The sequence below is a fragment of the Succinatimonas hippei YIT 12066 genome, assembly GCF_000188195.1.
GTDB lineage: Bacteria > Pseudomonadota > Gammaproteobacteria > Enterobacterales > Succinivibrionaceae > Succinatimonas > Succinatimonas hippei.
In genome coordinates, this window is sequence record NZ_GL830979.1 from 15,569 (window position 1) to 32,078 (window position 16,510).

The window sequence follows — 16,510 nt, forward strand, 5'->3', positions numbered from 1 at the left end:
GTTTCCTTATTCAAAAATAACGCTTACGCTTTGCCCAAGGCGCAATAATTCATCAGGATCGGCAACATCGACCCGTATTTCGTAGACGAGATCGGGACGCAGCTCTTCTGTTTGTACGGTTTTAGGGGTAAACATTGCAGTGTCGCTTATTACTGCAACAATTCCTTTAATGTCGGTGCCGCTTGCAGTTTGTACCGTAACTTCATTTCCGGTTTTTACTTTAATAAGCTGCATTTCAGATAAATAACAACGTACAAATTTACGGTCAAGCTGAGATAAGGTAAAGACCGGAGTTTGTGGGGATGCCATATCGCCCAGCTCAAGGTTGCGCGTACGGATCTTGCCGTCATACGGGGCTTTAATGACGCTTTGATCTTCAATCTTGTAATTTATATAGTTAAGTTCATTGATACAGGTTTTATATTCTTCCCTTTTAGCTTCGATCTCTTCGCTTCTATATCCGTTTACAAGTAATTCAAGACTTGCTTTGGCCGTATTTAAATTTTCTTTTAAGGCGTTTAGCTTAAAGAAGTCACTGTCATGGGTTTGGGCGCTGACTGCATCTTTTTTATATAAGTTATCGGTTCTGACAAAAGTTTTTTCCTGAAGCTTGACTTCATTTTCAAGTGCTTTGACTTCAGCTTTCGCTTTAGCTATTTCTTCTTTTCTGTACCCGTTTTCAAGAAGATTAAGTTCGGCTTTTAATCCTTTGCAGGATGACAGCTTAATTGCTTTTTCATGCTCAAGAGCTTTTGTATCAATTGTGGCAAGAACTTCATCTTTAGAAACTTTTTGTCCTTCATCAAAGAAAAGAGCATTGATTTTGCCGCTTGCCTCAAATGCAAGAGAACTTTCGCGAATATCGACGTTGCCGTAAGCTTTAAGCTTTGCGTCTTCTTTATTTTGATTAAAAAATAAGACAATGCCTAAAATAATAAGAGTTATTAAAAACAAAAAAGCCAGAATTTTCTTTTTCATACTTACTCCTTTGCGTCAGGTGAAGGAGCCTTACTCAAGCTGTTTAAAATCAGCTTCGGCAGCATTTCCTTAAGCGTCTGTCTTGAGGGCAGGAAATTTCCTTTTTTCGTCAGTATCATGGTGGACAATGATGAAATAAAAAAAGATCCGGCGATCATGGCAAGGATCACGTCGCAAATTTCTTTGGTTTCTTTAGTGCTTTTAAACAGTTCTTTGGCAGGATTGGTTATTTTGCTGACGATTTCAGTGAAAAATATTTGTTGCAAGAAAGGATTATTAGCGCTTTCAGTAATGAAAATAAGCAGCAGCCTTAAATAATTCTGATCGCCTGTGGTAGTAAAAACCAACTCAACGATATTATGGATATTTTGTCTTAAATCTTCATTGCTTTGAGCATTAATTTTTTGTATTTGAGCAGAGTGTTTGTGGATAGTTGTACGTACAACCTGTAAAAACAGATCTTCTTTGGTTTTGTAATAAAGATAAATTGTGCTGCGTGAAATTCCGGCTTTTTTGGCTATATCAAGCAAAGTTGTCTGGTTAAAACCGTTATTTAAGAAAATATCTACGGCAGCCTCGAGGATTTCACCGGGGCGGGCGTCTTTACGCCGTACTCTTTTTGATTCTGCCATATAAAGACCTCAGTTAATGACACTAGTGTCATTAATTAGTTTAGAAGAAAAAAAGAGAATTAAAAACTCATGAAATGAAAATTGCCGCCCAAGTCACACAAATTTAAAGCCGGAATATAGCAAACATCAGTACAAGACTAAGGCTTTAGCTGATGCTAATTTGCCGCTAAGCATTGTCTTTCATACTAAAAGAAAATAATTTTGAAGGAGATAAATATGAAAGGAAACAAAATTGCTGCAGTGATTGGAATAGGCATTACTGTTTTATTGTTAAACGGCTGCACCGTTCATTATGATCGGGGCCCGCAAAGACCGCATCGTATTGAAAGACCGATGCATAAAGCTCCTCCGCCTCTGTTTCATCCTGTAATACCTGCACCGGTGCGTCCGCATCCGTGACAATGGGACAGTTGAATTGAGGCAAAAAAAAAGAAGAGCAGAGAAATTTTTTGCCTTAAGTCTTAGTAAAAAGTAACGGGAACTTGCGTAAAAAGCGCAACTGATAACAGAAAGGAATAGATAAGCCTAATATAGGAGGTAGATACAAAAAGATTTGGAGTTATTTTGAAAAATTGTAAAAAAATTTCAGCAATCGCGGTTTTGCTGGCTTTAAGCTCTGCAGGTCAGGCTGCAGTTTTAAATTTTGATAGAGAAAGTCAGGCGTACCCGGCAGACAATAATCCTATTGCACAGAATGTAAAATGGTTTGGGCCTTCTTTAAATAGCGGCAATACCGTAAGGCGAAACGAGGTAAATATCGATGCTAATTTTAGCGGCGGTACGGTTTTTGGAGGTTGGACACAAAGTTCGGTTAATGTTACGGATAATGAGCTTACTGTTTTAGACGGTGCTAAAGTCGGCAGTGCTATAGGCGGATTTAATTCAAATGCCTCAGCGATGTATAACATGGTGACGGTAAAAGGTCAGGCACAGAATGTTATCGGCGGATATACGACGGAAAGGGGCTATGCTCGCGGCAACAGTGTCGAAATTGCATCTAATGCTTCAGTTTCCGATAGTGTTTTAGGCGGTTATGCACAAAAAGCCTTCGCAGACAGCAATGAGGTTATTGTTAACGGCGATGTTAAGGGCAAAGTATACGGAGGTTTCGGTTCTAACGGAGCTCAAAGCAATTACGTAGAAATAAACGGTACAGTTGGCGATGCTTCTTATGCCGGGTATGCGCAAAACGGCGACGTCTTATATAACAGCCTTATTTTAAATTCAGAGGCACACGCTTTAGATGTTTTTGGGGCCTATGCTAAAAGCGGTACGGCTGCATCTAATTTTATAACCGTGAATGAAGGAGCTGAAGCTAAAAGTGTAATAGGCGCTAAAAGTGACAATGGCGACGTTTCATACAATACCGTTGATGTAGCAGGTCATGCAGGCAAAATTGTAGGTGGTGAAAGTGCCGGCGGCAAAGCCCTTAATAATTCGGTTACGTTAAATGCAGGTTCACTTGTTTCAACAAATGTAATTGCCGGAAGCGGAACGACGCAGGCTTTTGGCAACCAGCTGCGAATAAAGCAAGGCGCAGAAGTTTCGGGGAATGCTTATGCCGGATTTTCCGCAAACGGTGCTGCCGGCTACAACTATATGGAAGTAAACGGCAGCGTTGCAAGCGCAGCCGGCGGCTGGAGTAATACAGGCAGCGCGGATTTTAACTACGTCAACGTGCTTGATGATGCTAAGATCAACGGCACTGTTTACGGCGGAAGAGGCGAAATAAGTGCATCCCACAATACCATATTAATTAAAAATGCTAGCGTTTCAGGGGATGTTTACGGCGGCTACGGGCAAAAAGCGCAGTCAAATATCGTTATTTTGTCAGGTAAAACTGATGTTGATGGTACAGTATTTGGTGGCGGAAACGGAAACAACGCTATCGATGACTACAATATTATAAGTGCTGAAGGAAATGTTCAGGTTCAAAGCATAGAAGGTTTTAAGGTCTTAAAGCTTACGGTTAACGAGAATAATATTAAAGTAAGCCATGATAAAGAAGGTGTTAGAAACCAGTACATTCTTGAGGTCAGTAAACATATTGATCTTAAAAATAAAACTTTAGTCGTAGCTTCGCATAAGGTTGATCCTAAACAGGATATTGCCCTTTTATGGTCGGATGGATATATTCATACTGATGATCACACCGTGGTGGAGGGTGATAATACCTTTGTGTTCAAGCGCTGGACTTCAAAGGATAGTCATGATTATGAGAATGAGCTTGGGGTTGAAGATATCGTCAACGATGATGATTTTATTGAGGAAACGGTAATAAGCCCGCAGGCGCGAACTTTATCTAAAGCCGCATTAAGCTCAACGGCATTAATTAAGCAAGGAGCTGATTTTATTATTGAGGATGCTAAGAGTGCAGCATTGAGATCGCTTGAAGGAAGAAACGGTACTGCTTTATTTGCTGCAGTATCAGGCAGTTATTTTAACTATGACGGTGACAGTGATTTTTCTTTGCGCGGGTATCATCTTGCGGCAGGCAGTTCCTTTAAATCTGATAATCTTATGTGGTCGCTGTTTGCCGAAACCGGCATCGGCAGTGCGAGTTTAAAAGAAGGAGCTGATGTTGACACTGATATAAGTTATGCAGGTTTAGGCGCTTTGGTTGATTACAGCTTTAACAACGGGATGTATGCTGATGCTGCCGTACGCTTTGGTTATATCAAAACTGATTTTGATGCAGTTTATGAAGAAGATCAGGCTGATTTTGTCAGCCGGGGCTTTTACGGCAGTATTCAGGCAGGCGGAGGTTACCGCTTTGCTGTAAATGATTTTACTAAAGCTGATATTTACATACGCTATCTGGGTCTTTATGAAACTTCGGATCGCTTCGGACTTAATAATAAAGATAGTGACAATATGAGCATCGATCCGCGTTTTGCGCATGCCGTACGAGCAGGAGGAGAATTTAATTTTAAGCTAAATGCTTGCGTAAGTTTATCAGCAGGAGCCGCTTTAGAACGCAGTTTCGGCTCATCAGTTGAAACCTATGTAAACGGTTATGCATTGGATAAGGAAGATTTGGACGGAACTTCTTATATAGGAAGCCTGGGTTTGGATTTTGCCTTAAAAGATTATCCTGACTTTGCGTTAAGCTCCGATCTTCATGCGGTAACCGGCGATAGAGATGGCTTGGCGGTGTCACTGGCTGCTATATATAAGTTTTGACAGCTGTAGAGCTTTATCGGTTATAACGAACAAAAAGAAAAAACATAAATTTTGTTCGTTATATCGAATAACAATTGCAAATATAAAGATAATTTTCAGTATATATGCCGCATCTTTTGATGGTGTTGATATGAGCAGGGACGGTGTTGTGCATAAAAATGCTATAGATTTTTTACTCATGGACGATTGGACTTAATATTTTTATTTAAAAATGATAAGTAAGACACTCTTATTTGATGCTTTTTGTTCTGATAAAAATCAGATATTTTTCGTGGTATTTCATTAAAAATTATTATTTGCATGATAAAATACGCAAGACTTTGCGTATGGTACGCAAAGGTTTTAAGTGTAATTTTTAAAAACACACACTGCTTATAAACGCTTTTCCCGGGTGCCTTTTAAGGTTGGGGAAACGGAGCAGTGGAGGCATAACCCAATTTAAAGAGGAAATCTCATGTCATCTATTTCTATGCGCGACATGCTTAAAGCAGGCGTTCACTTCGGTCACCAAACCCGTTACTGGAATCCTAAGATGAAGTCCTATATTTTCGGACATCGTAACGGCGTTCATATCATTAACCTTGAGAAGACCGTACAGTGCTACGAAGACGCTCTTAATTTCTTAAGCAGCGTAGTCGCTCATAAGGGTAAAGTTTTGTTTGTCGGTACCAAGCGCGCCGCCTGCGATCAAATCGGACCTGCCGCTACCTCCTGCGGTCAGTTCTATGTCGATCATCGCTGGCTTGGCGGTATGCTTACCAACTGGAAGACCGTTCGTCAGTCCATCAAGCGTTTGAAGGAGCTCGAGATTCAGTCAACCGACGGTACTTTTGACAAGCTTACCAAGAAAGAAGCATTATTACGTACTCGTGAACTTGCCAAGTTGAACCGTTCTTTGGGCGGTATCAAGGATATGGGCGGTTTGCCTGATGCTTTGTTTGTTATCGACGCTGAAGTTGAGCATATTGCTATCAAAGAAGCTAACAACCTTGGTATTCCGGTTGTTGCTGTTGTCGATACCAACTCCGATCCTGACGGCGTAAATTACGTAATTCCGGGTAACGATGACGCTATTCGTGCTGTTGAGCTTTATTTAAAGGGCGCAGTTGAAGTTATCAATGCCGCTCGTGCTCAGATGAATCACGTTGAAGCTGAGCAGCCTGCAGAGGCTCAAGAGGAAGCCGAGCCTGCCGAGGAAGCTAAAGAAGAAGCTGCTGAAGCAAAGGCTGAGTAATTATCGGCTTATTTAGATAAAGTCGTCAGACTTAATTTTAAAGCTGTTAATTTTTAGGGCCGGATAACCGGCCCTTTACGAATTTGAGGATTAAAAAATGGCAAACGTAACTGCCGCTATGGTTAAAGAACTGCGCGACATTACCGGCGCAGGCTTTATGGACTGCAAAAAAGCTTTGGTTGCTGCTGACGGCAATATCGAAGCTGCTATTGAAGCAATGCGTAAGAGCGGTGCTCTTAAGGCTGCTAAGAAAGCTACCCGTACCGCCGCTGAAGGTGTTATTGCCGTAGCTCACGAAGGCAATACCGTCGTAATGCTCGAGTTGAACTCTGAGACCGACTTTGCCGCAAAGAACGCAGAGTTTACCTCTTTTGCTCAGAAAGCTGCCGACGTTGCTTTAAAGAGCGGTGCTGCTGACGTTGAAGCATTAAAAGCTGCTGATTTCGGCGGTATGACCGTAGCAGATGCTTTAACTGCATTAATTGCCAAAGTCGGCGAAAACATGAACTTGCGTCGTCTTGTTCGCGTAACCGGCGATGTTTTGGGCATCTATGTCCATTCAAACCGCCGCATCGGCGTTGTTACCGTTTTAAACGGCGGCACCGAGGATTTGGCAAAAGATATTGCTATGCATGTTTGCGCCAACAAGCCTGACTTCGTTCATCCTGAAGATGTCTCTGCAGAGGTTGTTGAGAAAGAGCGTCAGATTCAGATTGAGATCGCCGTTAAGTCCGGCAAGCCTCACGCTATTGCCGAGAAAATGGTTGAAGGCCGCATGAAGAAGTTTACCGGTGAAGTTTCTTTGACCGGTCAGCCTTTCGTTAAGGATCCTTCAGTTACTGTCGGTGAGTTGTTAAAGAGCCACAATGCTGATGCAGTAAGCTTCGTTCGCTACGAAGTAGGCGAAGGCATCGCTAAGAAAGAAGAGAACTTTGCAGAAGAAGTTCAGGCTCAGATCGCTGCCGCTAACAAGTAATTGACCTTAATGACTTCAGGACAAGCAGACAATATGCGTAGAATTTTGCTGAAAATATCCGGCGAAGCTTTAGGCGGAAGTGCCGGCTTCGGAATCGAACCGCAAATTCTGGCTCATGCGGCATCAGAGATCCGCAAGGTTCAGGATGACGGCGTTCAAGTGGCTTTAGTTATCGGCGGCGGAAATATTTTCCGCGGTGCCGCATTGCAAAAAGCCGGACTTGATCGCGTTGCTGGCGATCAAATGGGTATGCTCGCAACTGTAATGAACGGACTTGCCATGCGCGATGAACTTATCCGTCAGGGCGGCAAGTGCGTTTTGATGAGTGCATACGGAATTCCTTCCATCAGCGCTCAATATAGTGCCGTTGCCGGCAGAAAGGCTCTTGAAGACGGAAATGTCGTGATTGTCGCAGGTGGTACCGGTTCTCCTTTTTTCACTACCGATACTACGGCGGTTTTACGCGCAATTGAGCTTAAATGCGATGAAGTCATGAAAGGAACTAAAGTGGACGGCGTATATACAGCAGATCCGGTCAAGGATCCGTCTGCCGTCCGCTATACTTCGCTTAGTTTTAACGAAGTTTTAGCAAAAGAACTGCAGGTTATGGATTTAACCGCTTTTGTTTTGGCCCGTGATCATCACATGCCGATCCGTGTTTTTTCAATGAATAATGAAGGTGCTTTATTACGTGCCGCGACTGGCAAGGATGAGGGCACTTTAGTTTCAGACTAAGGAGAATGTTTGATGCTTAACGATGTTAAACAAGATGCAAGCGTTCGCATGCAAAAAGCTATTGATTCTTTAAGCAGCCGTCTTGCCAAGATCCGTACCGGCCGTGCTCAGCCCGGAATTTTAGACGGTATCATGGTTGACTATTACGGCAGTCCGACCCCGCTGCGTCAGGTTGCACAGGTTAATGTTGAAGACGCTCGTACCTTAAAATTGACCGTTTTTGACCGCAACGCCATTAAAGATGTAGAAAAGGCTATTCAGAAGTCTGATTTAGGCTTGAACCCTGTCGTTGCCGGAATTGATATTCGCGTCCCGCTCCCTCCTTTAACCGAGGAACGTCGTAAGGATTTAGTTAAAGTCGTTCGCGGTGAAATTGAGCAGACTCGCGTAGAGATTCGTAATATTCGTCGTGATGCCAACAATGAGCTTAAGGCTTTGGAAAAAGCAAAAGAGATTTCCGAAGACGAGCAGCACGGCGGTGAAGATCAAATCCAGAAACTTACCGATGCTTCAGTTAAGAAGTGTGATGAGCTTTTGGCTGCCAAAGAAAAAGAGCTGATGGAAATATAATTGTCCTGATGCTTACTGACAAAGAAATGACGGGAGAGATTAAGATCCCCCGTCATGTTGCCATTATTATGGACGGTAACGGTCGATGGGCCGAACAGCGCGGAATGTCGCGCGTCAAAGGCCATAAAGAAGGAGCCGCTGCTGTCAGACGTACCATTGAAGCCGCTGCAAAGCTCGGCGTTCACTCCCTTACTCTTTTTGCCTTCTCCAGTGAAAATTGGAAGCGTCCGCAAACTGAAGTTTCAGCTTTAATGGAACTTTTTTCACTTTCTTTGAAAAAAGAAACTCCGGTTTTACATAAAAACAACATAAAAGCCAAAGTAATAGGCGACGTTTTACGCTTTAATTCAGGACTGCAGAAAGCTATCCATGTGCTTGAAGAAACAACAGCGGGAAATACCGGACTTGAGCTTAATATAGCAGCCAATTACGGCGGTCGCTGGGATATAGTTGAGGCTTGCCGCAAAATATTAGATCAAATCTCTTGCGGGCAGGTCACAAAAAATGATCTTAATGAAGAGTATTTTAATAAACAGTTAAGTTTGCCGCAGGATATCGATTTATTGATTCGTACCGGCGGTGAAATGCGCATCAGCAATTTTTTATTATGGCAATGTGCATATAGCGAATTATACGTAACGGACGTTTTATGGCCTGATTTTGATGAAGAAGAGCTTACAAAAGCCTTTTTGTTTTTCTCAGGCCGCGAGCGTCGTTTCGGCATGACTTCGGCTCAAATTAGAGGAAAATAAATGGTTACCCGTATTATTACCGGCATCGTATTAATCGCTGCTGTAATTGCGTGGCTTTTTTTTGCCGATTTCCCGATTTTTACCATGGGCGCACTTTTTATTTATATGGTCGGCGCCTATGAGTTAGGTCCGATTTTTAAGTTTAAGCAGCGCTATTTGTTTTTATTTTTGGCAGTTGCAGCTGCTGTATGCTGCTTTGTAATTGCACCGCCAGGTGAGTTCGTGTCAGGACACATTCCTCCGGTCGTCAAATATATAATTGCACTAAGCATTCCTTTATGGATTGGCGTTGTTCCGCTTATAAAGGCATATCCGCATAAAAGTTCATGGTATGAAAATAAAGTTATATGCGCGATTTTAGGTTTGCTGATGTTAGTCCCTTTCTTGGAGGGACTATTGGTTTTGCGCGCAACTGATATTGCACTTGATGCAAACACCGGTGCATATTTGGTGCTTGCCGTAATGGCTTTAGTGTGGGCCGCAGATTCAGGAGCATATTTTGCCGGAGTATTTTTCGGAAAAAACAAACTGATCCCTGCAGTCAGTCCTAAAAAAACCAGGGAAGGATTATACGGCGGTCTTATTTTAGCTTTTGCCGCGCTGATCCTTTTTATGCATCTTGGCCTTTTTTCTGTTTACGCCGATAGTTCTCCCGCGTTAATTGCTTCAGGCATTATCGCCATCGTTTTTTCCGTGATTGGTGATTTGCTTGAGAGTATGATTAAGCGCTTGGGCGGAGTTAAAGATTCAGGCAAAATTTTCCCGGGGCATGGCGGTATGCTCGATCGTATTGACTCGCAGCTTGCGGCGGTTCCTTTGTTTTTATCCGTAAATTGGTTAATTAGCGGCAATTTGGCATGAAAACCAAGATAACTTTATTAGGCGCTACCGGATCTATAGGCAGCAGCACATTAGATGTAATAGCGGCAAATCCAGACAAATATGAGCTTTACGCCGCCGCGTGCGGGCACAATGTTGAAAAAATGCTTGATATTATCAGGAATTTTTCGCCCAAGCGGGTTGCCGTCTATGATAAAGATGCAGCCTGTCGTTTGAAAGACGCTTGTACGCTTAATAATTTATCTTGTGATATTTTAGCAGGTGCTAACGGAGTAGTGGAAATTGCTGCCGACCAAGAGGGTGGTTATGTCGTAGCTGCCATTGTCGGAGCGATGGGTCTTCCTCCGGTGCTGGCAGCGGTAAAGCGCGGAGCCGTAATTGGTCTTGCCAATAAAGAAGCGCTGGTGATGTCAGGCAAATTATTTTTTAATGAAGTTAAAAAATACGGCGCTAAAGTTTTGCCGATTGACAGTGAACACAGTGCAATTTTTCAATGTTTGCCGCAAAGTGCCCAAGAGAATCTCGGCAGTTGTGACTTAAAAGGCTGCGGCGTGGATAAGATTTTGCTTACCGGCTCAGGCGGGCCTTTTCGCACTATTGAACTTGAAAAATTACAAGATGTCACTCCTTCCATGGCGGTAAATCATCCGGTCTGGTCAATGGGACCGAAGATTTCGGTTGACTCGTCGACAATGATGAATAAAGGTCTTGAGTTTATTGAAGCAAGATATTTATTTAATGCCTCCGACGATGACGTAAAGGTTGTTGTCCATCCGCAGTCGGTAGTTCATTCGATGGTTTCGTATATTGACGGAGCGGTGCTGGCCCAGCTTGGCAATCCTGATATGAAAACCCCGATAGCAAGAGCTCTTGCTTATCCGCAAAGAGTAGTATCCGGAGTCGGCGGACTTGATTTTTGTTCGCTTAAAGCTCTTACTTTTGAACAGCCTGATTTTAAACGTTATCCGTGTCTTGCTCTTGCCATGCAGGCAAGTAAATTAGGACAGGGAGCAACTACAGCACTTAACGCAGCCAATGAGGTAGCAGTAGAGGCGTTTTTAAATGGTGCCTGCCGTTATTTGGATATAGCGTCTCTATGCGCTCAAAGTCTCGATGCTTTCGGCGGAGAATCTCCTTATTCTCTTGAGGAGATTTTTGAGCTTGACGCTAAAGTCAGGGATTATATTAAAGCTGCGGTAGCGAGGATGTAATGGGCTCTTTTTTGTGGAACCTGCTGTTTTTCGGAATCGCTATCGGTATTTTAGTGACTATTCATGAAGCAGGTCACTTTTTTGCTGCTAGGTTTTGCAAAGTTAAAATTTTGCGCTTTTCCATAGGTTTTGGCAAAGTATTATGGTCGCGCAAGGGAAAAGACGGCTGTGAGTATGCCGTATCTGCAATTCCTTTGGGCGGTTATGTAAAAATGTACGGAGAAAACAAACAGGAAGCAGCTGCGCTTACCGACGTTTCTGGATCTTTTTACGCCAAGTCTTTGAAAGCAAGAGCTTTTATTATTGCGGCAGGACCTTTGTGTAATATCCTGCTTGCTTTCTTTTTATATTGCTTCGTTAATTTAAGCGGCGTTACTTTAATAAAGCCGGTTATTGGTGATGTGGTTCCTAATTCGGTAGCATCCGCAGCCGGTTTTAAAGAATATGATTTAATTGAAAGTATCGGCGGAATTGAGACAGCTGATTGGAAAAACGCCCTCTTGACCTTAGTTTCACACTCAGGAGAGAAAAACGTATTAATTGAAGTTAAGCGCGATTTAGGTCATGGCGATGATATTGCGCTTAATATGGATTTAAGTACGTTTAAGCTGGAGCCGGATAAAGATCCTTTAGGGATATTGGGGCTTAAAGTCTGCGTCGGGAGAATTTTAAATGTTATAAGCTCGGTAAATCAGGATAGTCCTGCTTTTCGTGCAGGGCTTAAAGCCGGAGACGAAATTGTTTCAGTAAACGGCGTTGCTTCTGATTCTTGGTATCGCACGCAGGAAATGATAGCCGCTTCGAACGGTCAGCCTTTGACCTTGGTTATAAAGCGTGACGGCGTTTTATATACCACTACGCTTACTGCAGATCTTGTTTATGATGAGGCGGCAAAGATTTACCGTCCTTTAATCGGGGTGCTTGCCCAAGCTGAGCCGATCCCTGAGCTCACCCAAAAGGTGCAGTACGGATTATCCGATTCAGTAATTAAAGCGGCATCAGACACCTACGAAATGTCCTTAATTATTGTAAAATCAGCAGTAAAATTAATTACGGGACAAATTTCGGCGCAAAATATAGCCGGACCTATTGCTATAGCTAAAGGCGCGGGAGAAAGTGCCACTATCGGGCTTACTTTCTTTATAAGTTTTTTGGCTGCTATTAGTGTAAACTTAGGTATCCTTAATTTGATTCCGATTCCGGTTTTGGACGGCGGACAGCTTTTATTCATTGCCTATGAGGCTGTTTTCCGTAAAGCACCGAACGAAAAATTGCAGTACATATTGTCATTATTCGGACTTAGTTTGCTGCTTTTTATTTCGTTCTTGGCGATTTTTAATGATTTAAAAGCTCTATGAAAATTAGGCAAAGTGGAATTTGAAGATGAAATTTAAAGCAAAAAAACCTCTTGCTTTGGCATTGACGGCAATTGTCGGAAGTTTAATGTTTGTTCCGCTGTCATTTGCTGCAGATGATTCAAGCTTTGTAATTGACAATATTCAGGTACGAGGTCTAAATCGTGTTACGGTAGGTGCAGTACTGCTTGCGATGCCTGTAAGACAAGGCGATGTAATGAATGCCGAAAACTCGGCTCTTACCATGCGCCGCTTATATGAAACCGGCAATTTTGATGACATAAGTCTGTCGCGTGAGGGCAATACCGTAATAGTTAACGTTAAAGAGCGTCCTACTATCGGTAATATTGAGTTTGCCGGAAATTCACAACTTAGCGAGTCAGCGCTGCGCCCTGTAATTGAGCAGCAGGGACTCAAAGCGGGAGAAGCTTTAAACGTCCAGACTTTGTCGCAAATTCAGAAGTCTCTTGAAGATTTTTACCATTCTGCAGGCATGTATCAGGCTAAGGTCAAGCCGGTTTTAACTTATTTGCCGCGTAACCGCGTGGATATCAAACTTGAGTTTACCGAAGGCGTTTCTGCAGAGATTGAGCAGATTAATATCGTCGGCAACAAGAGTTTTGACGAGGATGTGCTTTTAGCGCAGATGCAGCTGCGTGACGATGTGCCGTGGTGGAACTTTCTTGCCAATCGCCGTTATGAAAGCCAGAAGTTTTCCGCAGACTTGGAGAGTTTGCGTTCTTACTACATGGATAGAGGTTATGTGCGCTTTAAGATTGACGATACCTCGGTTGAAATGACGCCTGACCGCAAGGGCCTATACCTTACCATTGCGGTTACGGAAGGAGAGCAGTACACGGTAGGCAAGACTTCGCTGCGCGGTGATACCTTAAAATACGGCGAGCAGATGAAAGAGCTTTTGAATTTTGAAGAAGGTGAAGTTTATTCTGCCGCTAAAGTAGCTTCCGTAGAAAAAGCTTTAAGCGATTATCTCGGCAAATACGGTTACGCTTACTCAAGAGTCAGGGCTTTCCCGACTTTTGATGATGAAAACAAAGTCGTTAATCTGGATTTTAATGTTGAACCAGGTTCCCGCGTATATGTAAGTCAGATCAATATTACCGGCAATACTTCAACTGATGATACCGTTATTCGTCGTGAATTGCGTCAAATGGACGGAACATGGCTGTCAAATGAAGCTGTTGATCTGTCGGAAGCTCGTTTGAACCGTACCGGTTTCTTTGAAACGGTTGAGCTTGATACCAAGCGTGCGGGAAATACTCCCGATACGGTAAATCTTGATGTAAAAGTTAAAGAACAGCCTACAGGCTCTATTTCAGGCGGTATCGGTTACGGAACCAACTCCGGTATGCTCCTGCAGGCCGGTATCTCGCAAAACAACGTATTCGGCTGGGGCTCCCGTGCCTCCATTATGGCTTATGACAATGACTACCGCCAGCATATCGAATTAGGCTACACCGATCCGTATTTCACGGTGGATCGCATCAGTTTAGGCGGACGTGCGTACTATGATAAGTTTGAAGGCGATAACGCAGACGTCGTTTCTTATGACAATGAGACTGTGGGTATTGAGATAACGTCAGGATATCCGCTTAATGAAACTATGTCGGTATCCTATTCCGTCGGCTTTGAACAAAATAAAATCGATAATACCGGCGACAATTTTATTCAATCTCAAGTTTTTTGGCGTGATTATAGTGATAACGCGATGGATGATAGCGGTACGTTTAACAACTTTACCGCAAGCTTCGGTTTTTCGCGCAATAATTTAGACCGTTCGGTTTTCCCGACCAAAGGCAGCAGGCAGTCTTTCTCGGCTTTTGCCACCGTACCCGGATCTGATTTGCAGTACTATAAGCTTTCTGCCGAAACAGCGCATTATTTCCCGCTTGACAGCGAGCGCAATTTCGTTTTCACCATTCGCGGACGCGTGGCTTTCGGTGACGGTTACGGTACTATCAACGGTCACGATCAGCGCCTGCCGTTCTTTAACAATTTCTACTTAGGCGGCAACGATTGGCTGCGCGGCTTTGACAACAACTCCATCGGTCCTAAAGCCGTTTATCCTGGAAGCGGTGATTCCGATACCTCGGTAGGCGGTAACGCTTTGTATGCCGGTACCGTAGAAATCTCGGTGCCGACTCCGTTTATTTCCGAGGCCTATAAGCGTCAGGTGCGTACTTCATTCTTCCTTGATGTCGGCGCGCTGTGGGATACACGTGAGGACGATTACAAGGATTATATGCGCGAAAACAATATAGGAGGTGGAGGCTTCAGCAGCGACAACGACAAGATGCGCGCTTCCGTCGGTGTTTCGCTTAACTGGATGTCGCCGATAGGCCCTTTGGTATTCTCGCTGGCTAAACCCATTAAGGATTACTCGGGAGACGACTCTCAGACCTTTAACTTTAATATCGGCGGTCGTTTCTAAAGAATTTAAGGAGAAATATAACTATGTTTAAGAAATTTGCTTTGGCTGTCGCGGTAGCGGCTGCAGTATCCGTTCCTGCAATGGCGGCTGAAAAGGCCCAGACCCCTACTATTGCAGTTATTAACGTGCCGCTTATCATGCACGAAATTCCGCAGGCTAAGACCACCCGTGATAATCTTGCTAAGGAATTTGCTCCCCGTGAGCGTGAACTGCAGAATCTTGAGGCCGAAGGCAGCAAACTTGCCCAGCGTCTTAAAGAAGGCAAATTAAGTGAAAAGGAAAGAGTTGATCTGCAGCGACGTTTTGCTCAGATGCAGTCTGATTTTAATTTAAAAGCTCAGGCTTTGCAGGAAGATCAGAGAAAGCGTGTTTCCGATGAAAATTTAAAACTTGCACAGGAAGTGCAAAAAGCCATTGATGCAATCGCCAAAGAGCGCGGAATTCAGCTTGTTCTGCGCGGTGAGTCGGTAGCTTATACCGTTAATGCTTTGGATATTTCTCAGGATGTTATTGAGCGTGTCGGCAAATCCGGCAAGAAGTAATTCATGATGAAGCTTCAGGATATCGCAAATAAAATCGGTGCCAAGCTGCACGGAAACGGTGACGTCGAGATCCGCCGCGTTGCCAACTTAAAGACCGCAAAAACGGGAGAGATAAGCTTTCTTTCCGATCCTAAATATCGAAGCGTTCTGGAAGAAAGTCAGGCAAGTGCGGTGATTATCCGGGAAGGAGATGTTCCGCATGTAAAAAGTGCGGCACTTATCGTTAAAGATCCGTATCTCGGCTTTGCTAAAGTCGCTCAGCTTTTGGATACGACCCCGGCAATTGCCGTCGGAATTGATGCTTCTGCCGTAATTGATAAAAGCGCGGTTTTAGGCAGCAATGTCGCAGTCGGTCCTAATGCCTGCATCAGTGCGGGGGCTCAGATCGGCGATGACGTGCAAATCGGCGCGGGATGCTTTGTCGGTCCTAATGCTAAAATCGGAAAAGGAACCAAACTTTATCCTAATGTAAGCATTTATCATGACGTTGTCATCGGAGAGCACTGTCTGTTTCAATCAAATGCCGTTATCGGCGGTGACGGCTTCGGCTACGCTAATGAATCCGGCAAATGGGTCAAAATACCGCAGACCGGACGCGTGGTTATAGGCAATATGGTTGAGATCGGTGCTTGTACTTGTATCGATCGCGGTGCAATAGATGATACCGTTATCGAAGATAATGTAATTATTGATAATCTATGTCAAGTCGCTCATAATGTACATATCGGATACGGCACAGCCGTAGCCGGCGGCACTACTTTTGCCGGCAGCGTTAAAATCGGCAAGTTCTGTATTATAGGCGGAACTTCCGTGTTTAACGGACATATTGAAATTTGTGATCAGGCTGTGATTAGCGGAATGTGCATGGTTATGCGCTCTATAGACAAGCCCGGTGTTTACTCTTCGGGCATCCCTGCGCAGTCTAATAAAGAGTGGCGTATTACTGCAGCCCGCGTACTGCATATCAACGATATGTATCACAAAGTAAATGACATGGAAAAGCAGATTGAAAATTTAAAATCGGCTTTGGCAGAATTAAAGAAATAAGAG

15 protein-coding genes are annotated in these 16,510 nt (G+C 43.6%); 13 read left to right on the forward strand and 2 right to left on the reverse strand.

The features are described 5' to 3' along the window. Positions 1 to 6: 6 nt before the first annotated feature. Positions 7 to 978: an HlyD family secretion protein gene (locus HMPREF9444_RS03940; protein ID WP_009143065.1), complete on the reverse strand. Its 972-nt coding sequence runs from the start codon at positions 976 to 978 to the stop codon at positions 7 to 9. A 2-nt stretch (positions 979 to 980) separates the two neighbouring features. After that, positions 981 to 1,610: a TetR/AcrR family transcriptional regulator gene (locus tag HMPREF9444_RS10500; RefSeq protein WP_009143066.1), complete on the reverse strand. Its 630-nt coding sequence runs from the start codon at positions 1,608 to 1,610 to the stop codon at positions 981 to 983. A gap of 216 nt (positions 1,611 to 1,826) precedes the next feature. On the opposite strand from HMPREF9444_RS10500, the gene HMPREF9444_RS03950 reads away from it, so the two are divergent. The 13 genes from HMPREF9444_RS03950 to lpxD all read left to right on the forward strand — a co-directional run bounded on the left by HMPREF9444_RS03950 (position 1,827) and on the right by lpxD (position 16,507). Next, positions 1,827 to 2,009 carry a hypothetical protein gene (locus HMPREF9444_RS03950; RefSeq protein ID WP_009143067.1) on the forward strand — a complete coding sequence of 61 codons (183 nt, stop codon included), beginning with the start codon at positions 1,827 to 1,829 and terminating at the stop codon, positions 2,007 to 2,009. Between the two features lie 165 nt (positions 2,010 to 2,174). Beyond that, positions 2,175 to 4,793, forward strand: a complete 2,619-nt coding sequence (locus tag HMPREF9444_RS03955; protein ID WP_009143068.1) for an outer membrane autotransporter barrel domain protein — start codon at positions 2,175 to 2,177, stop codon at positions 4,791 to 4,793. Between the two features lie 454 nt (positions 4,794 to 5,247). Then, positions 5,248 to 6,027, forward strand: coding sequence for a 30S ribosomal protein S2 (gene rpsB, locus HMPREF9444_RS03960; protein ID WP_050778995.1), 780 nt, complete (start codon positions 5,248 to 5,250; stop codon positions 6,025 to 6,027). Between the two features lie 97 nt (positions 6,028 to 6,124). Further along, positions 6,125 to 7,003 (forward strand): translation elongation factor Ts, encoded by an 879-nt coding sequence (gene tsf, locus HMPREF9444_RS03965; RefSeq protein WP_009143071.1) that lies wholly within the window; start codon positions 6,125 to 6,127, stop codon positions 7,001 to 7,003. A gap of 9 nt (positions 7,004 to 7,012) precedes the next feature. Further along, complete coding sequence (gene pyrH / locus HMPREF9444_RS03970; protein ID WP_009143072.1) at positions 7,013 to 7,738, forward strand: UMP kinase; 726 nt, start codon at positions 7,013 to 7,015, stop codon at positions 7,736 to 7,738. A gap of 12 nt (positions 7,739 to 7,750) precedes the next feature. After that, the gene (frr, locus tag HMPREF9444_RS03975) at positions 7,751 to 8,308 is read left to right on the forward strand and encodes a ribosome recycling factor (protein ID WP_009143073.1); all 558 of its coding nucleotides are present in this window, start codon (positions 7,751 to 7,753) and stop codon (positions 8,306 to 8,308) included. A gap of 8 nt (positions 8,309 to 8,316) precedes the next feature. Beyond that, complete coding sequence (gene uppS, locus HMPREF9444_RS03980) at positions 8,317 to 9,060, forward strand: polyprenyl diphosphate synthase (RefSeq protein WP_009143074.1); 744 nt, start codon at positions 8,317 to 8,319, stop codon at positions 9,058 to 9,060. Further along, positions 9,061 to 9,921, forward strand: coding sequence for a phosphatidate cytidylyltransferase (locus tag HMPREF9444_RS03985; protein WP_009143075.1), 861 nt, complete (start codon positions 9,061 to 9,063; stop codon positions 9,919 to 9,921). It abuts the gene before it with no gap. After that, positions 9,918 to 11,111, forward strand: a complete 1,194-nt coding sequence (gene ispC, locus HMPREF9444_RS03990) for a 1-deoxy-D-xylulose-5-phosphate reductoisomerase (protein WP_009143076.1) — start codon at positions 9,918 to 9,920, stop codon at positions 11,109 to 11,111. Before HMPREF9444_RS03985 ends, ispC begins: the two co-directional genes overlap by 4 nt. After that, positions 11,111 to 12,469 carry an RIP metalloprotease RseP gene (rseP, locus tag HMPREF9444_RS03995; protein WP_009143077.1) on the forward strand — a complete coding sequence of 453 codons (1,359 nt, stop codon included), beginning with the start codon at positions 11,111 to 11,113 and terminating at the stop codon, positions 12,467 to 12,469. Before ispC ends, rseP begins: the two co-directional genes overlap by 1 nt. Before the next feature lie 25 nt (positions 12,470 to 12,494). Beyond that, a complete protein-coding gene (gene bamA, locus HMPREF9444_RS04000) occupies positions 12,495 to 14,918 on the forward strand; it encodes an outer membrane protein assembly factor BamA (protein WP_009143078.1) in 2,424 nt (807 codons plus the stop codon). Positions 14,919 to 14,941: 23 nt separating this feature from the next. Beyond that, positions 14,942 to 15,460, forward strand: coding sequence for an OmpH/Skp family outer membrane protein (locus tag HMPREF9444_RS04005; protein WP_009143079.1), 519 nt, complete (start codon positions 14,942 to 14,944; stop codon positions 15,458 to 15,460). A gap of 3 nt (positions 15,461 to 15,463) precedes the next feature. Then, the gene (gene lpxD / locus HMPREF9444_RS04010; RefSeq protein ID WP_009143080.1) at positions 15,464 to 16,507 is read left to right on the forward strand and encodes a UDP-3-O-(3-hydroxymyristoyl)glucosamine N-acyltransferase; all 1,044 of its coding nucleotides are present in this window, start codon (positions 15,464 to 15,466) and stop codon (positions 16,505 to 16,507) included. Positions 16,508 to 16,510: the final 3 nt, after the last annotated feature.

Coding starts and splice junctions, on each gene's coding strand:
- HMPREF9444_RS03950 (WP_009143067.1), top strand. CDS start 1,827: ATGAAAGGAAACAAAATTGCTGCAGTGATTGGAATAGGCATTACTGTT.
- HMPREF9444_RS03985 (WP_009143075.1), top strand. CDS start 9,061: ATGGTTACCCGTATTATTACCGGCATCGTATTAATCGCTGCTGTAATT.
- lpxD (WP_009143080.1), top strand. CDS start 15,464: ATGATGAAGCTTCAGGATATCGCAAATAAAATCGGTGCCAAGCTGCAC.
- uppS (WP_009143074.1), top strand. CDS start 8,317: ATGCTTACTGACAAAGAAATGACGGGAGAGATTAAGATCCCCCGTCAT.
- frr (WP_009143073.1), top strand. CDS start 7,751: ATGCTTAACGATGTTAAACAAGATGCAAGCGTTCGCATGCAAAAAGCT.
- HMPREF9444_RS10500 (WP_009143066.1), bottom strand. CDS start 1,610: ATGGCAGAATCAAAAAGAGTACGGCGTAAAGACGCCCGCCCCGGTGAA.
- HMPREF9444_RS04005 (WP_009143079.1), top strand. CDS start 14,942: ATGTTTAAGAAATTTGCTTTGGCTGTCGCGGTAGCGGCTGCAGTATCC.
- tsf (WP_009143071.1), top strand. CDS start 6,125: ATGGCAAACGTAACTGCCGCTATGGTTAAAGAACTGCGCGACATTACC.
- pyrH (WP_009143072.1), top strand. CDS start 7,013: ATGACTTCAGGACAAGCAGACAATATGCGTAGAATTTTGCTGAAAATA.
- rpsB (WP_050778995.1), top strand. CDS start 5,248: ATGTCATCTATTTCTATGCGCGACATGCTTAAAGCAGGCGTTCACTTC.
- ispC (WP_009143076.1), top strand. CDS start 9,918: ATGAAAACCAAGATAACTTTATTAGGCGCTACCGGATCTATAGGCAGC.
- rseP (WP_009143077.1), top strand. CDS start 11,111: ATGGGCTCTTTTTTGTGGAACCTGCTGTTTTTCGGAATCGCTATCGGT.
- bamA (WP_009143078.1), top strand. CDS start 12,495: ATGAAATTTAAAGCAAAAAAACCTCTTGCTTTGGCATTGACGGCAATT.
- HMPREF9444_RS03940 (WP_009143065.1), bottom strand. CDS start 978: ATGAAAAAGAAAATTCTGGCTTTTTTGTTTTTAATAACTCTTATTATT.